Source organism: Streptomyces ficellus (assembly GCF_030406405.1).
GTDB lineage: Bacteria > Actinomycetota > Actinomycetes > Streptomycetales > Streptomycetaceae > Streptomyces > Streptomyces ficellus_B.
On the sequence record NZ_JAUEPL010000052.1, the window covers coordinates 32,499 to 51,150 of the forward strand.

Sequence of the window (18,652 nt, forward strand, 5' to 3'; positions counted from 1 at the left end):
CGGGTGCTTCGAGCGGAGACACCCGATGAAGGGGCGGCAGGCAGGGGACGGCCTGCCGCCCCGCTTTCGTACGAGGAGAGATAACCGGAATGGCACTGCACGCACAGGTACGCACCCGCGACGGCTGGGCCGTCCAGCACGCCGTGGTGACCGTGACCGACATGACCGGCGCGCAGGTGCTGCGGGCCACCGCCGACACCGAGGGGGCCGTCGTCGCGGACACCCCGCTGGCCCCCGGCCCGTACACGGTGATCGTGACGGCGGTCGGGTACGCCCCGGTCGCGTCCACCGCGCTGGTGACCGCGAGCGGGCGCGCCGAGGTCGGCACGGTCGTGCTGGCCCGGGCGGGCGGCGTGGAACTCCCGCCCCCGGGCGCCTGGACGCTGGACCCGGCGCACTCGTCCGTGGGCGCGGTCGCGCAGCACCTGGGCATCTCCAGCGTGCACGGCCGCTTCACCGACTTCGGCGGCCGGATCGAGATCTCCCCGGACCTCGGAGCCTCGCGCGTGGACGCGGTGATCTCGGCGGCGTCCATCGACACGGGCAACGCCCTGCGCGACAGGCATCTGAAGTCGCCGGACTTCCTCGACGCCGAGGCGTACCCGGAGATCACGTACCGCAGCCACGGCCTGACGGCGGCGGGCCCCGACCGCTGGACCGTGCACGGCGCACTGTCCCTGCACGGTGTCGTGCGTGACGTCGACCTGGACCTCACGTACCTGGGCACGGGCCCGGACCCGTGGGGCGGGGTGCGGGCGGCGTTCCGCGCGACCGCGGAGCTGCGCCGGGAGGACTTCGCGATGAACTACAACCAGGTGGTGCAGGCGGGGATCTCCGCGATCGGCACGACGCTGCGGGTGGAGCTGGACGTGCAGGCGGTGCAGGGGGGTCAGGCGGTGCAGGGGGAGGCCCTGCCGTAGGGCCAACGCGGGTCTGGTCCGTCACCGGACAGGCTCCGTACGCTGCGGCCATGGAATGGACAGCACTGATCAGCACGGCGCTGGGGGCGGTGATCGGTGTCGGGAGCACGCTGCTCGCGGACCGCTTACGTTGGAAACGGGACACCGGAGAGCGGGAAAGGGAGACGCTCCATGCCACGTACGCGCAGTTCCTGGAGGCGCTGACGCAGGCCCGGGATTTGATCAGCCACGCAAGCCGGGACTTCAGCGCTGCGCAAGAGGACCGGCGGTCGGTGATGACGGCTTTGCTGGACCACGGCGTGCACGTCAAGCAGTACCAACTGGAGCTCCTAGCTCCGCCGCAGGTCGTGGCGAAGGCCAGGGACGCCGCTGACAAGCTGGCCGTGTACCGGGACGTGGTGGTGGAGGGCGGCAAGCGGGACGATCCTGAATGCGCCCAGGCGCGGCGCGCGTTCCGCTCGTCCCGTCAGGAACTGATGGAAGCGATGCGCGGTGCCGTGGCGCACAGGACCGGCAACGGCCGCTGAACCCGTTCGGGGCGGGCGAACCCGCTCCGGGCGGCCCGGCGGGCTCGCGGCCCTTCACGGCATGGGCGGCCGGGTCCGCCGTCAGGCGCCCGGCTCCACCATCGCCTCGATGCCCCGCGATCTGGATGTTCAGCGCGAGCTGGAAGTCCCGCTCCCGCATCTCCGCCACGGTGCTCCGGCCGCGGGCCTCCATCATCCGCTCGGCCTGCTCGCAGTCCTCCTTGTACCCGGGCCGTTCAGCTCCGCGTACCCGCGGATCGACGCCAGCGGCGTACGCAGCTCATGGCTGGCGTCCGCCACGAATCGCCGGACCCGCGTCTCGCTCTTCTGGCGCGCGTGCAGCGCCGAGTGCACATGGTCCAGCAGCCGGTTGAGGGCCGCGCCGACCTGGCCGACCTCGGTACGGGGATCGGCCTCGGCATCCGGTACGCGCTCGTGCCGGGCCACCTCGCCCCGGTGCAGCGGCAGTTGCCCCACCCGGGTCGCGGTCGCGGCCACCCGCCGCAGCGGCCGCAGCGCGACGCCGACGAGCGTGCCGCGCCGCGATACCGGCCGCGACCAGCCCGGGGGCGGTGACGCACACCCGCCGTGCGCAGCGGCGCCTCCCGGATGTCCGCGCGGCCGCCGACGGGGCCGAGGTCCTACCCGGGAGCCGTGACGAACCGCAGTTTGTTTCACGTGAAACCCTGAGCCCGTCGCACGGCCTCGGCCAGGTGCTCGTCCTTCTGCCCGACCAGATACGACCGCAGGGCGACCGTCGTGACGGTAGCGATCACCGCCGCGACAACCGCGATCAGCGCGACCGCCGAGAGGACCGGCCGGGCCCGCGGCGACCAGCGTCGCTTCACGCCGCGGGCTTGATCAGATACCCCGCACCACGCCGGGTGTGGATCATGGGCGCCCGCCCCGCGTCGATCTTCTTCCTCAGGTACGAGATGTAGAGCTCGACCACATTGGCCCGCCCGCCGAAGTCATAGCTCCACACCCGGTCGAGGATCTGCGCCTTGCTCAGCACCCGCCGCGGATTGCGCATGAGGAACCGCAACAGCTCGAACTCCGTGGCCGTGAGGTGGATCCCCTGTCCGCCCCGCGACACCTCATGGCTGTCCTCGTCGAGCATCAAGTCCCCCACCACCAACAAGGACTCACTGCGCCCCGTCACCGCCCCCGACCGCCGGATCAGCCCGCGCAGCCGCGCCACGACCTCCTCCAGGCTGAACGGCTTGGTGACGTAGTCGTCCCCGCCCGCCGTCAGCCCCGCGATCCGGTCCTCCACCGCGTCCTTGGCCGTCAGGAACAGCACGGGTACGTCGGGCCGTTCGCGCCGCAGCCCGCGCAGCACCGCCGGCCCGTCCATGTCGGGCAGCATCATGCCCAGCACGACGGCGTCCGGCCGCGCCTCCCGCGCCGACCGCACCGCCCCGGCCCCGTCCCCGGCGCAGCGCACCTCCCACCCCTCGTACCGCAGGGCCATGGACAGCAGCTCGGCGAGCGAAGCCTCGTCGTCCACGACGAGCACGCGGACGCGACTCCCGTCCGGCCTGAGCATTCCGGTACGCGCGTGGGGCGAGGAAACGGTCATGCTCCGACGGTGACGCGGAAGCGTGAGAGACCCCTTCCCCCTACCTGTGAATTCCCTGAGAAAACAACCGGACCCCATTCCCGTAACAGACCCCGCGCAGCCAGTCGTCCCCCAACCCGAGCCGCTCCAGCGCCTGGAGCTGATGGAGATACCCGTACGGAATGTTGGGGAAGTCGCTGCCGAGCACAATCCGGTCCCCCAGCTCCAGCAACCGTCGCCGCTCGCCCACCGGGAAGGGCGAAAAGCGCTCGCTGAAGTCCGTGAACGCCATCGTCGTGTCCAGCCACACCCCCTCGTAGCGCTCGGCGAGGTCCAGGAACTCCGCGTACTCGGGCATCCCCATGTGCGCGACGACCAGCCGCAGCCGGGGATGGCGCGCCAGCAGCCGCGCGACCGGCTCGGGCCCGGTGTGCTTACCGGGCGCGGGCCCCGAGCCGCAGTGGATCACGATCGGTACGCCGGCCTCGGCGAGCAGCCCCCAGGCGCCGTCCAGGAGTGGGTCGTTGGGGTCGTAGGCGCCGACCTGCACATGCGCCTTGAACACCCGCACGCCGCCCTCGACCGCCTCCGCGACATACCTCTCCACCCCCTCCTCGGGAAACAGCGTCGCCGTCCGCAGGCACCCCGCCACCCGCGCGGCGAAGCTCGCCGCCCACTCGTTGAGCCACTCCGCCATGCCCCGCTTGTGCGGATAGACCATCGAGGTGAAGCGCACGACCCCGAACTTCCGCAGCAGTTCGACCCGCCGGTCCTCCTCCTCGCGGTACGTGATGGGCCACGCCGTCCCGGTCAGCGGCCCGACGGCGTCGAAGTACGCCCACACCTTGCGCAGCACCCGCTCGGGCATGAAGTGCGTGTGCACGTCCACGAGCCCGGGGAGCCCGAGCCGCCCCCAGAAGGCTCTGACCTGCTGCGCCTCGTCAACTCCGGCCACCTTGCCGACGTGCACGCCGTACCGGCGGTCTGCGCTCATGCGACTCACCTTCCGCCGGGGCGCGGGGCGATGTCCAGGTCCCGCTCAGAAGAGCCCGCCCTGCACGCCCGGCGGCAGGACGGTGACGGGCACGGTCGTACCGTCCCCGCTCCCGGCCGCGACGAGCCCCCATCCCGTGATCAGCCGCGTATCGAGCACGAGCGCCCGCCCATCGGGGGCCTCCACGTGAAGATCGGGCCCGGCGGCGGCGACGAGCGTCCCGTGGACGCACCCGTCCTCCACCAACTCGGCGACCACGCCGTCGATCCGATCGACCCGGCCGAGCCCGAAGACCCCGACCTGATCCACCACCCGCAACGCCACCGGCTCCAGCGTCTCGGTCCACCCGGGCACCCCCACGGCCCGCCGGTACAGCGATTCCACCTCCGCCGCCCGCTCCCGCTCCCCCGGCAGCCCCACCCGCGCGACCCGCTTCGCCGCGTACGGGATCCGGTCGGGCACCCCCAGCGCCGTACCGAGCACCTCCTCGGTCCGCCGCGCCGCCATCAGCGGCCCGCGCCCGAGCCAGCTGTACGCCACGGCCCCCTGCTCCCGCAGCCGCGCGTCGCCCCGCTCCTCGGCCGTGATCCCGACCTTGACCATGCCGGGGCCGCACCACGCGAGGTACACCCGATAGACCCGCGGATCATCGGCGACCCCATCCGCCGCCACGGACCCCACCCTGTCCCACCGCGCACACTCCGCGCACCGCCCCCCGGTACTGCGCCCACCCACGACGGCCCCCACCAGACAAGGGTTCCCCCGCGCCCCGCCGCACCGCCGCTCCCCCACGGCCCGGAAGCCGATCTCCCGCCCGTACGCAAGCGCACTGCCGCGCCCGCCCTCCCACATCAACACGGGCGCCGCACCCGCCCACCGCAGTCCCCTGCACCGCCACACCATGCCGCCACGCTACGGGCCCGGACCTGCCGCTCAACGCCAGAGGCCCCGGACTTTTCGTCCGGGGCCTCTGGTCTGCTGTGCACTCGGCAGGATTCGAACCTGCAACCTTCTGATCCGTAGCTCTAGCCGGATCGGTCAGCGACGGCCATACCGGTCGCGCCGCACCCTCTGAGAGCTGTTACTGGACGGATTCGGTTCTTGAGGTTGCGGTACCTGGCTGCTGTACGGGGCGATCCCGTCACTGGTTCACGCGCTCGATCGTGTAGATGAGCTCGGCACGCATCCGGAAGGTCACTTCCAGATCGCCTCTGCCATTGGGGCTGAAGAAGTCAACGAAGTCGCCGACCGTGGAGAAGCTGCTCGCTGCGACTTCGCGCGAACCGCTGTACTCCTTGTTGATTACGTACTTGTTCATGACACTCCTTGCACGGATACGCAGGGTGGGGGCGCCTCAGAAGGCGCCCCCGGGCTTGGCTAGGACTTGTGCTTGGTCTTGTCGACCAGCTTCCAGCCCTGGCCCTTCTTAGGCGTCGGCGGCAGTGACTTTCCCTTTACCGCCGTCACCTCGGATCCGCCTCCGGTCGGCCGGTACTGTCCTGAGGCCGGGGCCGGCATGCCGGGGTTGAGCTTCTTTCCAGCCATCCCGATCACCTGCCTTTCCGAGCTGGACACGCACCCGATTGAGCCGGAGTGGTTTTCGCAGCAGCCATCTCCGTGTAGGTTCATCAAGCGCCTAGGAACGCAATTTGACCCCAGTTCGGGCAGGTATCGACCTCAACTCGGTACCTCCGAGCTGGGGTTTTCCGTGCTCACGGCGGAGCATACCGCGTCGCAAGTCAATTGTGCGCCCACTGACACAAGTTATGGGAGTGTCTGGACAATCCAACCACTACATCTAGTGGTTGGCGTGGCTCAGGCGCCAACCTGTCAGGATAGCGACGGCCACTGACAACGTCGGCGGAACGGGTTTGGCCGGTGTCCTGCCCGGTCTGGGGCCGAGCATGATCAGGGGGCCGTACGCTGGTTGGCAACTCGGGCAGGCTTTGGACCTGCCCGTAATGAGCACGAGTGGCCCCCTGGTCTTGCTCGGCGCGGGACCCGGACCGGGGAGGTGGCTAAAGCCGTGGAGCCGACCGCCCCAGCCACAGCGGGTTTCTCCCACCATCAACCCGAGCTGCTAGGCGTGCGGCCGGCGGCCGGGCCGGAGCGGGGCGGAGACAGGAGCGTCGGCCCGGGCGACGGGCCGCGCGCGCCGCGCTGTGCGCGGCGGGTGCCTTGATGAGGTAGAGAAACCTGTAACAGCTCCCTCGCTGATCCTCGGCTACACCGTGGCGAGTGCGTCGGCGATCGCCTTCATGTCCTCGGTGACGGCGTCGGCTTGCGCCTCATCGAACAGGTCAGCCTTCCGGGGCTTGTTGGCGAAGCCGATGACCGTCGCCCCGGCGGCATGAGCGGCCTGGATGTCCGTGAGCGAGTCACCGATCAGAGTGCAAGCCGTGACGTCTACGTGCATCTGCTCGGCTGCCGTGATGAGCGGGAACGGGTTCGGCTTCATCAAGTGCGGCTGCTCGGAGGGGCGGCCCACGATCCTCGTGACGTACTTGTCCAGTCCGTGCAGCTCAAGGAAGGCCCGTACACACTCGGCGGAGTTGTTGCTCACTACCGCGACTGCTCGGCCTGCGGAACGCGCGGCATGGAGACACTCCACCGCCCCTGGGATCGGCTGACCGGCCACCGTGACTGCTCGGACTTCGGCGGCCGTGAGGGCTTGCTCGATCTTCTGGCCAAGCTCGGCGTCGGCTTCGTGCGCGATGCGCAGAACCTCGATTGGGTCGTCCGTCTGGGCGGCCTTCGTTCCTGCGGCTTCATCCTGCGCCGAAAGGAGCGCGGTCAGCTCCTTCGCCACCTCGGGTGCCGGCAGTCCGGCGAACACGTCGCACATGGGTCCGTCGAAGTCGAAAAGGATGACGCGGGCGTTCGCCAGGGTCTCGGTGAGCGGGTCAGCGTGCGTCAAGGTCGAAGTCCCTTCCGATGGTCTCCCAGACGCTGTCGAACCACATGCGGGCCTGCTGCACCTGCTGTGCTCCGCTGGAGGCCTCGCCGTCGTTGATCGAGTGGTGGAAGAGCGTGGTGTCCTTGCCAACGAGGTCGTAAATCTCGATCGTCTCGCCCTGGACGACGACCTTGTTGGGGCGGATCGGGTAGTACCCGAAGAACGCGTCCTCGTTGTTGATCACGTAGAGCTTGAAAAACTGAGTGCCGCTGTGGACACGCACGTTGATCCGGGTCTCGGCTACGAGGCCGAGGTGTTCCAGCTCGGTGATGGCGTCCCGAATGCTACGGGTGTAGCTGACCATGATCTCGTGCATACGGTCGCGGAGCCGCTTGTCGTCCGCGCCGTCCTCCATGCGTACGGGCGCGGCCTGCGGCACGGACATGTCAGGGACGAGTATCCGCATGGTGATGCTCGACGGGGTGAGCCTGCCGACGCGGATCTTGTCGAGTGGTTCTTGAAGCGCACCGTGCAGGGTCTCGCTGGAGAACCCGGCGAAGTCGATGGTGACGTGATTTTTGGCGAATGCCTGCTCGACATACGGCCTAAGCCCCGCCGGCCTCTCGGTCCGGTTGCGAACGTACACGCCGCTGCCCTTACGGGAGACCACCAGTCCCTCGTCTTCGAGGTCTCTTAGCGCGCGCTGGATCGTCGCCCGAGCGAACCCATAAAGCTCCGTCAGTTCCTTGTGAGACGGGAGCTTCTCTCCGGGGCCCAGCCGCCTCGTTCGGATGGCAGCACTGAGGCTGCTGGCTACCTGCTCGTAGGGGGCTCGGTCGTCGTCAGGGTCTAGAGGCTCGGGGACGAAGGTCATAGGTCGATGGTAGGCGAGTGGCCTAGGTCAGGACAGTCACGGCAGTCATGTTGTTGACATGGCTAGCCATCTCCCTTAACTTCGGGATGTGACCAACCGGATTAGCCAAGTTGGTCATCTGCCCCTACTGGCATCTCTGAGGGAGAAACCATGCCGTCGTTCAAGGTGGACACGTCGACCGCCGTGGTGTTCGTTGCTACGGCCCCCGTGCCGAAGCTGGTGAGCAAGCAGACCGGTGAGCGAGCCGTGGACCGGGAGACCGGTGCGGGCCTGTCCACGGTCGGTCTGCTGATCTCGGACGAGGGTGAGGGCAACCTCTACCAGGTGACCGTTCCGGAGACCGGTCTCCCCGAGGGCCTCGCGCCGGGCATGCCGGTGTCGGTGATCGGGCTCAAGGCGCGGGACTGGGAGAACACGTTCAACGGCCAGACCCGGCACGGCATCTCGTTCCGCGCCGTTGCCGTCACCCCGCTGACCGCCTCGAAGGCGGCCTGAGCATGACCGCGTTAACGGTCACGCTGGCGCTGGTCGCCACGGTCGCGCTGCTGCTGCGGTGGCAGCGTCCGGCCTGGTACTGGATGGCCTTCGGCATCCCCATCGCGGTGGTGCGGGTCCTCGTCCGGTACGCATCGGTCATGGACGCCTGTGGGCTGACCGTCCCGCCGTCCCGCTTCCGCCTCGCGGTCGCCCGGATGACGAACCGCCCGGTTCCGGAGTCCCGCCCGCCGAGGATCCTCCGGCTCCGGCCGACGCGGACCGGCCTCGTACTGCGGGTGAAGCTCCGGCCCGGTCAGGACGCGTTCGACTTCTCCGCCGCCTCGGACCGGCTGAGGCACTCGTTCGTCATGCAGAACATCACCGCCCGGGAGATCCGCTCGGGTGTGGTGGAGCTGCGTATGACCGGTTACGACGTCCTCAAGCGCGTCCAGATGCCCGCCCTGGCGGCTGGTGGGGTGATGCGGGTTCCGGTCGCCATGCGGGAGGACGGAGAGGTCTACTACCGCGACTACCGCCAGAGCCCGCACGCGCTGAACGTCGGCGCCACGCAGTCCGGCAAGTCCGTCTATCAGCGCAACCTCGTCGCCGGCCTCGCCGCCCTGGACGTCGCCCTCGTGGGGATCGACTGCAAACAGGGGGTGGAACTCGCGCCGCTCGCACGACGGTTCACCGCTCTGGCTGACAACCCGGACACCGCCGCCGAACTCCTCGACGCGCTAGTCGAGCACATGGCCGACGTCTACCAGCTCATCCGCCGCGAACAGCGGCTGAGCGCCGACGTCCCGGACGCGGAGATCACCGCCGACATCTGGGACCTGCCCGACCACCTGCGCCCGACACCGATCGTGCTCGTGGTCGATGAGGTCGCCGAACTCGCCCTGTTCGCCACGAAGGAGGAGGAGAAGCGCCGAGACCGGATCATCACGGCCCTGGTGCGTCTCGCCCAGCTCGGCCGCGCTGCCGGGATCTACCTGGAAATCTGCGGTCAGCGCTTCGGCTCCGAACTCGGCAAGGGCATCACCATGCTCCGGGCCCAGCTCACCGGCCGCACCGCGCACCGCGTCAACGACGAGACCTCGGCGAACATGGCCTTCGGCGACATCTCACCGGACGCCGTCCTGGCCACGATCCAGATCCGCACCGACCGGCCCGGTACGGCGGTGGCTGGTGACTCCTCCGGCGGCTGGGTCCGCATCCGCACCCCACACCTCACGCTGCGGCGGGCCGTGAACACCTGCAACGCCCAGGCCCATCGGACTCCGCAGATCCCGGCCCTGGACGCCTTCCGGCCGGTCTTGCCGAGCCTGGTCAAGGTCCCGGCCCCGGCGGTCGAACCCGCCCCCGCCCCGGCCTAACCACTCCCCGCACACCCGGTCGGCGTGACCGCCTCGCGCCAGGTCCCTACCCCTTCCATGCCCGAAACCGGAAGAAGGCACCCGCCATGGCCACTCGCAGGAAGCCCGCACCGAAGAAGTGCCCGGACTGCAAGGGCACCGGAGAGACCGCCGAAACCGTCCAGGTCGGCACCCGCAAGCGCCGCGACACCGACCACCGTCAGGCCGCGCTCTGCCTGTCCTGCTTCGGCACCGGCGACGCCACCACCTGACCCGCCGGGACAGGGCGGCCGGCCACCAGCGCCCCGCCCCTGTCCCAGCCCCAACCCCAGGAAGGAGGAACCCCCGTGAAGCGCTCGCCGATCCGCGTGGACGCCGTCCTCGTCCAGGCCGTGATTGCCGGGGCCCTGTCCTTCGCCCACCTCCACGACCTCGCCGCAGCAGCCGGACAGACCGGCTGGAAAGCCTGGGCCTACCCCGTCTCCGTCGACCTCCTGCTCGTCGCCGCCTGGCGGCGCCTGCGCACACTCCGTGCTGCCGGTGCTTCCGCTCGCTCGGCCTGGACCTGGTTCACGGTCGCGCTCGCCGCCTCACTCGGGGCGAACGTCGCCACCGCCGGACTCCTCGACCTCGGCGACGTCCCCGACTGGCTGCGCATCCTCGTCGCCGGATGGCCCGCCCTCGCCTTCCTCGGCGGCACCCTCCTCGTCCACACCCCACCCACGGCCGGGCAGCCGACCACCGTCACGGACACCGCCGAGCCCCCTGTCGAGTCGGTCATCGACCGGGACGACGCGGTCGAGCTGGAGCCCGAACTCGATCCCACGCCTGCCCTGCCCGCCGTCGAGCCGGAGTCGGTACCCGAGCCGAGCCCGGTGTCCCCGGCCGTTCCTGTGCCGCCCGCGCTGGTCGCTCACGCCCAGAAGCTCGCCGACGACCACGAGAGCCGTACCGGCTCGCCGATCGACACCGACACCCTGCGTGCCCGCCTCGGTGTCCCGCCCGTGATGGCCGACGCCATCGCCGCCCAACTCGCCTGAAGGAGGTGACCTCATGCCCGCCCGCGACCAGTTCCACTCCGTGATGCGGATCGGCCCCGTGCAAATCGGCACCCACCGCGACCGCCACGGACGTACCAAGCACACCGCCGCCTGCACCGGCGACAACTGCGGATGGTCCGCCGACTACTCCAACCAGTCCGCCGCCCAACTCGCCGCCCGCACCCACCGCTGCAACCCCCGCTGACAAGGGAGATCACGTCATGGACGTTCCGCTCTGGCTCACCCTGATCGTCGTCGGCGCCCTCGGGATCAAGCTCATCCGCCCGCCCTGGTGGCTCGTCGCCGTGATCCTCCTCGGCGGCTACCTCCTCGCCGACAGCTTCCTCGCCCCCGTCATCGACACCGCAATCACCAAGTAGGGAGACCCGCCATGTTCCAACCGCGCATCCCGGTCAACCCGCTCCCGACCGGCCTCGTCACCCCGCTCGTCCAGCCGACCACCACGACCGACATCGAGCCTCGCCACGACGTCGAGCCGGTGGCCTGCAACCACCAGCACGACCACGCCCCGGCGCCCGTCCCGGCTGCGCCCCGGGTTCAGGTCCCGGCGGTCCGTCTCACCCCGGCCGGTCTCGTCACGGTCGTCGCCGGTGGCGCCGGACTCGTCCTGATCGTCGGCACGGTCCTGGTCTCGATGCTCCTCGCCGTCGCCATCAGCGCCGCCTCGGTCACCATCTGCGCCGTCGTCCTGCGCTCGCTCCTCAAGAGCCGGCACCAGCGCTGACCGGCCCCCGGGCGGCCTCAACCGCCAAGTCTCCGCCGCCCGGGAGCCGCACCCCTTGCCAGTCCACAGAACCGGAAGGAACACGCCCATCATGGCCCAGCACAACCACAACCCGGCCCGGATCTGCTCGAACTGCGACGGACACTCCTCCGTCTCCATCACCCTCGGCGGCCGCGACCACGCTGGCCACCTGCGCACCGTCACCGCCCACTGCCCGGCCTGCCAAGGCACCGGCACCCGCCCGACCCGGACGCGGGAGACCTCCCGTGTCTGACCCCCTGCCCCGGGTCCTGGACCTGTTCTGCTGCTCCGGTGGCGCCGCCATGGGCTACCACCAGGCCGGCTTTGCGGTCGACGGCATCGACATCGCCGACCGCCCCCGCTACCCTTTCGCCTTCCACCAGGGCGACGCCCTCGACTACCTCGCCCGCCTGATCGCTTCGGGAGAGATCGAGCGCTACGCCCTCGTGCATGCCTCCCCGCCCTGCCAGGCCGGCTGCGCGCTGACCGTGGGCACCAACCACTCCCAGGGCTGGGGCAACGACCACATCGACCTCGTCGCCCCGACCCGTGAACTCCTCGACGCCTGTGGCCTGCCGTACGTGATCGAGCAGCCCAACGGCCAGGCAGCCATCCGCAAGGACCTCACTCTGTGCGGCGCCATGTTCGGCCTCGGCGTCCTGCGGCACCGCAACTTCGAGCTTGGCCGCTGGTCCGTCGCTAGCCGGCCCCGGCACATCAAGCACGAAGGCCGGGTCAGGGGCTGGCGTCACGGCCAGTTCTTCGACGGCCCCTACGTCGCCGGCTACGGCCAAGGCGGCGGCAAAGCCACCGTCCCGGAGATGCAGGCGGCCATGGGCATCGGCTGGACCGACATCCGCGAGGAACTGACCGAAGCCATCCCACCCGCCTACACCCGCTGGATCGGCACCGCCTTCCGTACGGCCCGACAGGAGGTGTTCGCGTGACCGACACCGCCACCGTGGCGGGCCTGGACCCGGCCACCCTGAGCGATCTGCTCCGGGTCGCCGGGTCCCCCGGCTTCGACCGCCTCACCGAACAGATCCGCCGCACCGGAGGATGCGCCGCACCCATCCGCCTCTCCGGCGGCACCAAGCTCCTCGACCCGGCCACCAAGACCGTGCTCCACGCGTACACCACCGGCAACGAACCCGGCGGGGTCCTGCGCGTCGCCTGCGGCAACCGCCGGGCCTCCCGCTGCCCCGCCTGCGCCTGGACCTATGCGGGGGACACCTACCACCTGATCCGCGCCGGACTCATCGGCGCCCCCGACAAGGGCACCCCCGACACCATCCGCGACCACCCCCGCGTCTTCGCCACCCTCACCGCCCCCTCCTTCGGCCCCGTCCACAACCGCCCCGGCAACCACCCCTGCCGCTGCGGTACCCGCCACCCGGAAGGCGCCCCCGAACTCGGCACTCCCCTCGACCCGTACGTGTACGACTACGCGGGTGCGGTGCTGTGGAACAACCACGCCTCCGAGCTGTGGCGCTACTTCACGATCTACCTCCGCCGAGAGATCGCTGCCCGCGCTGGCCTCACGCAGAAAGCCGCCCGCGAGCAGTCCCGGATCTCCTTCGGCAAGGTCGCCGAGTACCAGAAGCGCGGGGCCGTGCACTTCCACGCCGTAATCCGCTTCGACGGCCCCGAGGGGCCCGGCACCCCGCCCCCGGCCTGGGCCACCCTCGACCTGCTGACCGCCGCCATCCGGGCTGCCGCCGCTCGCGTCCGCGTCGTCGTTCCCGCCAACGAGGAGTACGGGTTCGTGAACGACTGGGTGCTGCGGTGGGGTGAGCAGATCGACGTCCAGCCCATCGGCGCCTTCGGGAACGGCGAGGACCTGACGGAACAGGCCGTAGCCGCCTATGTGGCCAAGTACGCCACCAAGGCAGCCGAAACGACCGGGACCGTGGACCACCCGGTCGGCAACAAGGAAGCCCTCATCCTCCTCGGCGTGCCCGACCACCCCCGGCGGCTGATGGAGGCCTGCATGGACCTCGATGCGGCCTACCCGGATCGGCGCCTGCGTGCCTGGGCTCACATGCTCGGCTTCCGGGGCCACTTCTCCACCAAGTCCCGCCGCTACTCCACCACCCTCGGTGCCCTACGCCAGGTCCGCGCCGACTACCGCGCCGCACAGCAACGCCAAGCCTTGGGCCTGCCCGACCCCGACGACCACCCGGAGTCCACCGTCCTCGTCGTCGCCCACTGGGTCTATGCCGGCCACGGTCACACCCCCGGCGAGTCCTGGCTCGCCGCCAACGTCCGCCGGGACCTCCAGCACAACCGCGAACACGCCCGCGAAATCCGCGCCGAACTCGAAGGAGAGAACACGTGGCTGCCGTAGTCATCGAGCGGAAGTGGCACACCACCGCCGAAGTCGCCGAGATGCTCGGCTTCGGGCTGTCCAAGACCAAGATGCTCGTGCTCACCGGGGAGATCCGCTCGGTCAAGGTCGGCCGCAACCGGCGCATCCTCCCGGCCTGGGTCGACGAGTACGTCGAACGCGTCACCGCCGACGCCGAAAGGTGGGCCGCATGAGCGGCAAGCGCGGCAATGGCGAGGGTTCGATCTACCCGTACAAGAACGGCTACGCCGCCTACGTCTGGGTCACCAAGCCGGACGGCAAGCGGGCCCGGAAGTACGCCTACGGCAAGACCCGCGAGGAGGTCCACGAGAAGTGGCTCAACCTCCACGCCGAGGCGAAGAAGGGCCCGGTCGCCACGCGCCACCGCACCCTCGCGGCCTTCCTGGCGTACTGGCTGGACTCGATCGTGAAGCCCAACCTCGCCCCGCTCTCGTACGTGTCGTACGAGGGGTACGTCCGGCTCTACATCGCCCCGCACCTGGGCGCCAAGCGCCTGGACAAGCTCACCGTCCGGGACGTGCGGGAGTGGCTGACCAAACTGGCGACGGTCTGCCAGTGCTGCGCCCAGGGGAAGGACGCCAAGAGGGCCCCCAGGAGCCGCAGATGCTGCGCTGCCGGCGACTGCTGCGAGTCGTACCCGTCCCGGCGGGTGATCCAGGGTTCCCGGGACGCACTGCGGGCTGCCCTCACCCATGCGGTCGCAGAGGAAGAGATCAGTAAGAACGTCGCCTCTCTGGTGAAGGTCCCCAAGCCGCGCCGCCGCCGGATCAAGCCTTGGTCCGTCGCGGAAGCGGGTCGGTTCCTCGCGGATGCCGCCGCCCGGGACGATCACCTCTTCGCGGCCTGGGTGCTCGTGCTGTGCCTGGGCCTCCGCCGGGGTGAGGTCCTGGGCCTGACGTGGAAGTCCGTCGACTTCGAGACCGGGGAGCTGTACGTGGATCACCAGCTCCAGCGCGCAGGGCGGCAGATCCTCCACCGCGAGACCAAGACGGAGGACTCGGACGACTTTCTGCCGCTGCCCGCGCTCTGCCTGAAGGCTCTCCGCATGCGCCGCGCTCAGCAGCTCGGCGACCGGAAGGCGGCCGGGGAGCTTTGGCAGGACAGCCACGATCTGATCTTCACGACCAAGTACGGCACCCCGATCGAGCCGGGCAACCTCACCCGGATGTTCGCCCTTCGCGCTCACCGTGCCGGCCTTCGGGTGATCCCGCTGCGGAACACCCGGCACACGTGCAGCTCGCTCCTGGTCGCGCTCAAGGTCCACCCGAAGGTGGCGCAGCGCATCCTCCGGCATTCGCAGATCGCGATGACGATGGAGGTCTACGCAGAGGCGAGCGAGGAAGAGGTGCGGAAAGCGATCGGCAAGCTGTCCGACGCGATGGGCGGCACCGGCTGAGGGCGGTTGCTGTACTTCGCTGCTGTACGCCCCGGCAACGCAAGAGGCCCCGGATCTCTCCGGGGCCTCTCACCTGTGTGCACTCGGCAGGATTCGAACCTGCAACCTTCTGATCCGTAGTCAGATGCTCTATCCGTTAAGCTACGAGTGCTTGTGCTTCCCGGGCTTTTCTGCCCGGTCGGCGTTGCGGGAACAACATTACATGACCTGCGCCGTCACGCGAAATCCGTTAAGCACACCCCGCCTGACCTGCGGAAACACCATTCGGAGGTCCCACAGGAGCCGGAACGGCCGAAGCCCCGGCCGTGGGGCCGGGGCTTCGGGGTGGTGCGGCGGAGGCGGAGGGATTTGAACCCTCGATGGGCTTTAAGACCCAAACCGCATTAGCAGTGCGGCGCCATAGACCGGACTAGGCGACGCCTCCAGTTGCACACCCGCGCGAGCGCGAGTGGTGCGTGCAGATGATGACACAGTCCAAGGGGGTGCCACCAATCGCTCCCCACGGTACTAGGCGGGCCGGGCGTAGGGCAAAGGCGTTCGGCTTGCGCAACGCGCCGGGGGATGGAGCGTTAGTGAGGTGAGGGATCCCGGGCATCCCGGGCATTCCGACGGTTCCGTACTCACCAGGAGTTCGTATGCTGCGCCGCCTCGTCCTCACCTCCGCCGCGTCCCTCGCCGCGCTGGTGGCCGCCGCGCCCGCCGCCGCGGCCGGCGGACCCCTGCCGCTGCCGTTGCTGGCGGGCCCCGACTCGCTGACCGTGACCGTGAAGAACTCCGGGAACCCGATGGCGGACGGCACCTTCGAGCTGACGTGCGGCGTCCGGAGCGCCGAAGGCACCCATCCGAAGGCCAAGGGCGCGTGCGACCGGCTGGAGGAGCTGGCCCAGGAGGGCAGGGACCCGTTCGCACCCGTGGCCACGAGCCAGATGTGCACCCAGCAGCACGGCGGGGACGCCACCGCGCACGTCACCGGGACCTGGCAGGGACAGGATGTGGACGCCCACTTCCAGCGGACCAACGGCTGCGAGATCGCCAGGTGGGACACCCTCAAGCCGCTGCTGCCGATGGCCAGGTCGTAGAGGAACCCGCACACAACCGCCGTCGAGCCCCCATCACGTGCCTTTAGACTCCCTCCAGTGACAGGCCGAGTGGGAGGAAGCGTCGTCGTGAGCAGCAGGCCATCCCGAGGCGCTGCTCGCCTCGCAGCCATACTCGACGCGCTGCCGGACGGGCTCGTACTCGTCAATTGCAACGGCACGGTCGTCAACGCCAACACCATCGCCCTCGAAATGTTCGAGACGCCCGGTACGGCGCTGGTCGGGCGCGGGCTGCTCGACCTGCTGCCGGCGTTCGACTCCCGGCTGATCCCCGGCTCGATGCGCCGGCCCGAGGCCGCCGACGAGCGCGGGCGCACCAAGCCGACCCGGATGGTCGCGCGTCGTACGGACGGGAGCGAGTTCCCCGTCGAGGTGACCAGCGCGAGCCTGGAGGACGGGCGCGAGGCGTACGACTCGTACGGAACGGGTGGACCCGCGTACACCGGTGACGAGCTGCTGATGCTCGTCGTACGCGATCTGTCCGGGACCATCGACACCGAGGCGGAGCTCGCGCGCTCGCAGCGGCAGACCGAGATGATCCTGCGCGCCGCCTCCGAGGGCGTCGTCGGCACGGACACCGACGGGCGGATCGTGCTGGTCAACCCGGCCGCCGCGCAGATACTCGGCTGGCGCGCCAGCGACCTGGGCGGCAAGGAGCTCCACCCGCTGATGCTCCACTCGCGGGCGGACGGTGAGCCCTTCCCGTTCGAGGAGTCGCCACTCGCCGACACGCTGCGCTCCGGGCGCAAGCACCGGGTGCGCGGGCAGGTGGTGTGGGCCAAGGACGGTTCGGCCGTGGCGGTCGACCTGACGACCGCGCCGGTACGGGACGGGGACCAGCTCGTCGGGGCGGTGATGACGTTCACCGACCGGCGGCCGTACGAGGAGCTGGTCGAACAGCACGCGGCGGAGGTCGCGGAGCTGACCGAGCGCCACGCGGCGGAGCTGGAGCGGCACGCCACCGAGATGGCCGACCTCAGCGAGCGGCTCTCCGTCGAGATCGAGCGGCGCGAGGAGCGGTACGCGGAGCTGGCCGCGCGCCACGCCCAGCTGACCGCCGTGCTGGGCGGGTCGCTGCGCGGGCCGCTGGAGGAGCTGCGCGCGGAGCTGGGCACGCTCGCCGCCGACCCGGCCGGTCAGCTGTGGCCCGAGGCGAACCAGGTGCTGCACCATCTGGCCGCCGGGTACGCCCGGATGACCACACTCGTCGACAACGTGCTCGGCTTCCAGCGGCTCGACGTCGGTGACGAGTCGCTGCACAAGGGCAAGGTGCTGCTCGACGCGGTCGTCGCGGCCGGTGTCGAGGGCGCGGTGGAGCTGATCGGGCCGGGCCGGGCCCAGTTCGCGGTGCACGCTCCGCCGATAGAGGCCGAGGTGGACGGCGTACGGATCTCCACGGCGCTCGCGCACCTGATCGCTGACGTGGCGGGCGTCGACTCGACCGGCAAGACGCGGCCGGTGGCGGCCGGCGGGTACGTCGACTCGACGATCGTCGTCGCGGCCGCTCAGCGCGGTGATGTCGTACGGATCGAGGTGCGCGGGCCGTATGCCGGCGGCGACCCGGTGCACGAGCCGATCGTGCGCGGGATCGTACGGGCGCACGGCGGCGTGCTCCAGACGCACGAGGTGCCGGGGATGCCCGGCAGCGCGTATGTGCTGGAGGTGCCGCTGGGTGAGGGCGCCGGGACGGTGAAGCCGGGGGAACCCGCGGCTGGGGCTGGTGCTGCGGCTTCGGCTGGGGCTGGGGCCGTGGCTGTGGCTGGGGCTGGGGCCGTGGCTGTGGCTGGGGCTGGGGCTGTGGCTGTGGCTGGTGAGGGTGCGGCTGAGGGCGCTGTGGTGCCCCCTGTCGTGCCCGCGCAGCAGAGCGGTGACACGTCCGGAGGCGGGGCCTCCGGCGGCAGCGGGCGGCGGCGGGCGCGGCGCGCTTCGACGGACGCCTTCCTGGACACCCCGGTGCAGGCCGAGGACCCGGTGGCCGCCAAGCCGACCGGGCGGCGGCGTGGCCGGCCCAGCCCGGCGGAGGCCGTGACCGGGGCCGGGGCCGGGGCTCCTGCGGAGGGGGCGGTCGTGACGGCCGCCGAGAGCGCCCAGGGGCGTGCCGCGCTCGGGGAGACGGTGCCCCCGCAGGGCGTGCCCGCGGATGCGGTGCCGGTTCCGGCTGCCGGGCGCCGGGCGCGGCGGGGCGGCGAGGGCGCGATGCCCGCGCTGCCCCGCCGCGCCCAACCCCGCCGCCCCTGCGCCCCACCCCCCCGGCGCCGCCGTCACTGATCCACTGAGCCACTGAGCCACCGATTGGCAGGCCGCTCCCCGGCGACAGCCCGTCGCCCCGAGTCCTCACCCGGACTCGGGGCGACGGGCGTATTCGGCCGACCGGGAGGTTC

General features: G+C 70.5%; 23 protein-coding genes, 2 tRNA genes and 2 pseudogenes. 16 read left to right on the top strand and 11 right to left on the bottom strand.

What is annotated here, in order from left to right:
* Nucleotides 1-89: 89 nt before the first annotated feature.
* The gene (locus tag QWM81_RS26275) at nucleotides 90-920 is read left to right on the top strand and encodes a YceI family protein (protein ID WP_290114843.1); all 831 of its coding nucleotides are present in this window, start codon (nucleotides 90-92) and stop codon (nucleotides 918-920) included.
* A 50-nt stretch (nucleotides 921-970) separates the two neighbouring features.
* Nucleotides 971-1,447, top strand: a complete 477-nt coding sequence (locus QWM81_RS26280) for a hypothetical protein (RefSeq protein WP_290114844.1) — start codon at nucleotides 971-973, stop codon at nucleotides 1,445-1,447.
* Between the two features lie 204 nt (nucleotides 1,448-1,651).
* Here the strand turns inward: QWM81_RS26280 and QWM81_RS26285 are convergent.
* The 9 genes and pseudogenes from QWM81_RS26285 to QWM81_RS26325 form a co-directional block, all read right to left on the bottom strand.
* A pseudogene (locus QWM81_RS26285) lies at nucleotides 1,652-2,030 on the bottom strand (histidine kinase dimerization/phospho-acceptor domain-containing protein); the annotation flags it as partial.
* A 91-nt stretch (nucleotides 2,031-2,121) separates the two neighbouring features.
* Nucleotides 2,122-2,295, bottom strand: coding sequence for a hypothetical protein (locus QWM81_RS26290; RefSeq protein WP_290114845.1), 174 nt, complete (start codon nucleotides 2,293-2,295; stop codon nucleotides 2,122-2,124).
* Nucleotides 2,292-3,029 (bottom strand): response regulator transcription factor, encoded by a 738-nt coding sequence (locus QWM81_RS26295; RefSeq protein WP_290114846.1) that lies wholly within the window; start codon nucleotides 3,027-3,029, stop codon nucleotides 2,292-2,294. The genes QWM81_RS26290 and QWM81_RS26295 overlap by 4 nt, the downstream gene beginning before the upstream one ends.
* A gap of 40 nt (nucleotides 3,030-3,069) precedes the next feature.
* Complete coding sequence (locus QWM81_RS26300; RefSeq protein ID WP_290114847.1) at nucleotides 3,070-4,002, bottom strand: amidohydrolase family protein; 933 nt, start codon at nucleotides 4,000-4,002, stop codon at nucleotides 3,070-3,072.
* A 45-nt stretch (nucleotides 4,003-4,047) separates the two neighbouring features.
* Entirely contained in the window at nucleotides 4,048-4,674 is a 627-nt protein-coding gene (locus QWM81_RS26305; protein ID WP_353938350.1) for a DUF2797 domain-containing protein, read from the bottom strand.
* A gap of 469 nt (nucleotides 4,675-5,143) precedes the next feature.
* Nucleotides 5,144-5,320, bottom strand: a complete 177-nt coding sequence (locus tag QWM81_RS26310; RefSeq protein ID WP_290114849.1) for a hypothetical protein — start codon at nucleotides 5,318-5,320, stop codon at nucleotides 5,144-5,146.
* Between the two features lie 59 nt (nucleotides 5,321-5,379).
* Nucleotides 5,380-5,547 (bottom strand): YjzC family protein, encoded by a 168-nt coding sequence (locus tag QWM81_RS26315; protein ID WP_290114850.1) that lies wholly within the window; start codon nucleotides 5,545-5,547, stop codon nucleotides 5,380-5,382.
* Nucleotides 5,548-6,226: 679 nt separating this feature from the next.
* Complete coding sequence (locus QWM81_RS26320; protein WP_290114851.1) at nucleotides 6,227-6,919, bottom strand: HAD family hydrolase; 693 nt, start codon at nucleotides 6,917-6,919, stop codon at nucleotides 6,227-6,229.
* Nucleotides 6,906-7,772: a GntR family transcriptional regulator gene (locus tag QWM81_RS26325; protein ID WP_290114852.1), complete on the bottom strand. Its 867-nt coding sequence runs from the start codon at nucleotides 7,770-7,772 to the stop codon at nucleotides 6,906-6,908. The genes QWM81_RS26320 and QWM81_RS26325 overlap by 14 nt, the downstream gene beginning before the upstream one ends.
* Before the next feature lie 150 nt (nucleotides 7,773-7,922).
* Here QWM81_RS26325 and QWM81_RS26330 point away from each other — a divergent pair, with 150 nt between their 5' ends.
* From QWM81_RS26330 to QWM81_RS26385, 12 genes are all read left to right on the top strand, one after another.
* Nucleotides 7,923-8,267 carry an SCO3933 family regulatory protein gene (locus QWM81_RS26330; RefSeq protein WP_290114853.1) on the top strand — a complete coding sequence of 115 codons (345 nt, stop codon included), beginning with the start codon at nucleotides 7,923-7,925 and terminating at the stop codon, nucleotides 8,265-8,267.
* A 2-nt stretch (nucleotides 8,268-8,269) separates the two neighbouring features.
* Complete coding sequence (locus QWM81_RS26335) at nucleotides 8,270-9,625, top strand: FtsK/SpoIIIE domain-containing protein (protein WP_290114854.1); 1,356 nt, start codon at nucleotides 8,270-8,272, stop codon at nucleotides 9,623-9,625.
* An 86-nt stretch (nucleotides 9,626-9,711) separates the two neighbouring features.
* Complete coding sequence (locus QWM81_RS26340; protein ID WP_290114855.1) at nucleotides 9,712-9,876, top strand: hypothetical protein; 165 nt, start codon at nucleotides 9,712-9,714, stop codon at nucleotides 9,874-9,876.
* Between the two features lie 75 nt (nucleotides 9,877-9,951).
* Nucleotides 9,952-10,644: a DUF2637 domain-containing protein gene (locus QWM81_RS26345; protein WP_290114856.1), complete on the top strand. Its 693-nt coding sequence runs from the start codon at nucleotides 9,952-9,954 to the stop codon at nucleotides 10,642-10,644.
* A gap of 13 nt (nucleotides 10,645-10,657) precedes the next feature.
* Nucleotides 10,658-10,849, top strand: coding sequence for a mobile element transfer protein (locus QWM81_RS26350; RefSeq protein ID WP_290114857.1), 192 nt, complete (start codon nucleotides 10,658-10,660; stop codon nucleotides 10,847-10,849).
* Between the two features lie 16 nt (nucleotides 10,850-10,865).
* Nucleotides 10,866-11,024: a hypothetical protein gene (locus QWM81_RS26355; RefSeq protein ID WP_290114858.1), complete on the top strand. Its 159-nt coding sequence runs from the start codon at nucleotides 10,866-10,868 to the stop codon at nucleotides 11,022-11,024.
* Between the two features lie 11 nt (nucleotides 11,025-11,035).
* Complete coding sequence (locus QWM81_RS26360) at nucleotides 11,036-11,389, top strand: SpdD-like protein (RefSeq protein ID WP_290114859.1); 354 nt, start codon at nucleotides 11,036-11,038, stop codon at nucleotides 11,387-11,389.
* Nucleotides 11,390-11,480: 91 nt separating this feature from the next.
* Nucleotides 11,481-11,663: a hypothetical protein gene (locus QWM81_RS26365; protein ID WP_290114860.1), complete on the top strand. Its 183-nt coding sequence runs from the start codon at nucleotides 11,481-11,483 to the stop codon at nucleotides 11,661-11,663.
* A gap of 49 nt (nucleotides 11,664-11,712) precedes the next feature.
* Nucleotides 11,713-12,357, top strand: coding sequence for a DNA methylase (locus tag QWM81_RS26370; RefSeq protein ID WP_290114869.1), 645 nt, complete (start codon nucleotides 11,713-11,715; stop codon nucleotides 12,355-12,357).
* Nucleotides 12,354-13,757 carry a replication initiator protein RepSA gene (gene repSA / locus QWM81_RS26375; RefSeq protein ID WP_290114861.1) on the top strand — a complete coding sequence of 468 codons (1,404 nt, stop codon included), beginning with the start codon at nucleotides 12,354-12,356 and terminating at the stop codon, nucleotides 13,755-13,757. The genes QWM81_RS26370 and repSA overlap by 4 nt, the downstream gene beginning before the upstream one ends.
* On the top strand, nucleotides 13,745-13,951 hold the full coding sequence (locus QWM81_RS26380; protein WP_290114862.1) for an excisionase family DNA-binding protein: 207 nt from the start codon (nucleotides 13,745-13,747) through the stop codon (nucleotides 13,949-13,951). The genes repSA and QWM81_RS26380 overlap by 13 nt, the downstream gene beginning before the upstream one ends.
* On the top strand, nucleotides 13,948-15,174 hold the full coding sequence (locus QWM81_RS26385; RefSeq protein WP_493660873.1) for a site-specific integrase: 1,227 nt from the start codon (nucleotides 13,948-13,950) through the stop codon (nucleotides 15,172-15,174). The genes QWM81_RS26380 and QWM81_RS26385 overlap by 4 nt, the downstream gene beginning before the upstream one ends.
* Nucleotides 15,175-15,252: 78 nt before the next feature.
* Here the strand turns inward: QWM81_RS26385 and QWM81_RS26390 are convergent.
* Nucleotides 15,253-15,325, bottom strand: a tRNA-Arg gene (locus tag QWM81_RS26390).
* A 182-nt stretch (nucleotides 15,326-15,507) separates the two neighbouring features.
* Nucleotides 15,508-15,598, bottom strand: a tRNA-Ser gene (locus tag QWM81_RS26395).
* 211 nt (nucleotides 15,599-15,809) lie between these two features.
* Between QWM81_RS26395 and QWM81_RS26400 the strand changes: the two genes are divergently transcribed.
* Both QWM81_RS26400 and QWM81_RS26405 read left to right on the top strand, forming a co-directional pair.
* Entirely contained in the window at nucleotides 15,810-16,253 is a 444-nt protein-coding gene (locus QWM81_RS26400; RefSeq protein WP_290114864.1) for an SSI family serine proteinase inhibitor, read from the top strand.
* A gap of 87 nt (nucleotides 16,254-16,340) precedes the next feature.
* Nucleotides 16,341-18,512: pseudogene (locus tag QWM81_RS26405) on the top strand (PAS domain-containing protein); the annotation flags it as partial.
* Nucleotides 18,513-18,652 lie beyond the last annotated feature (140 nt).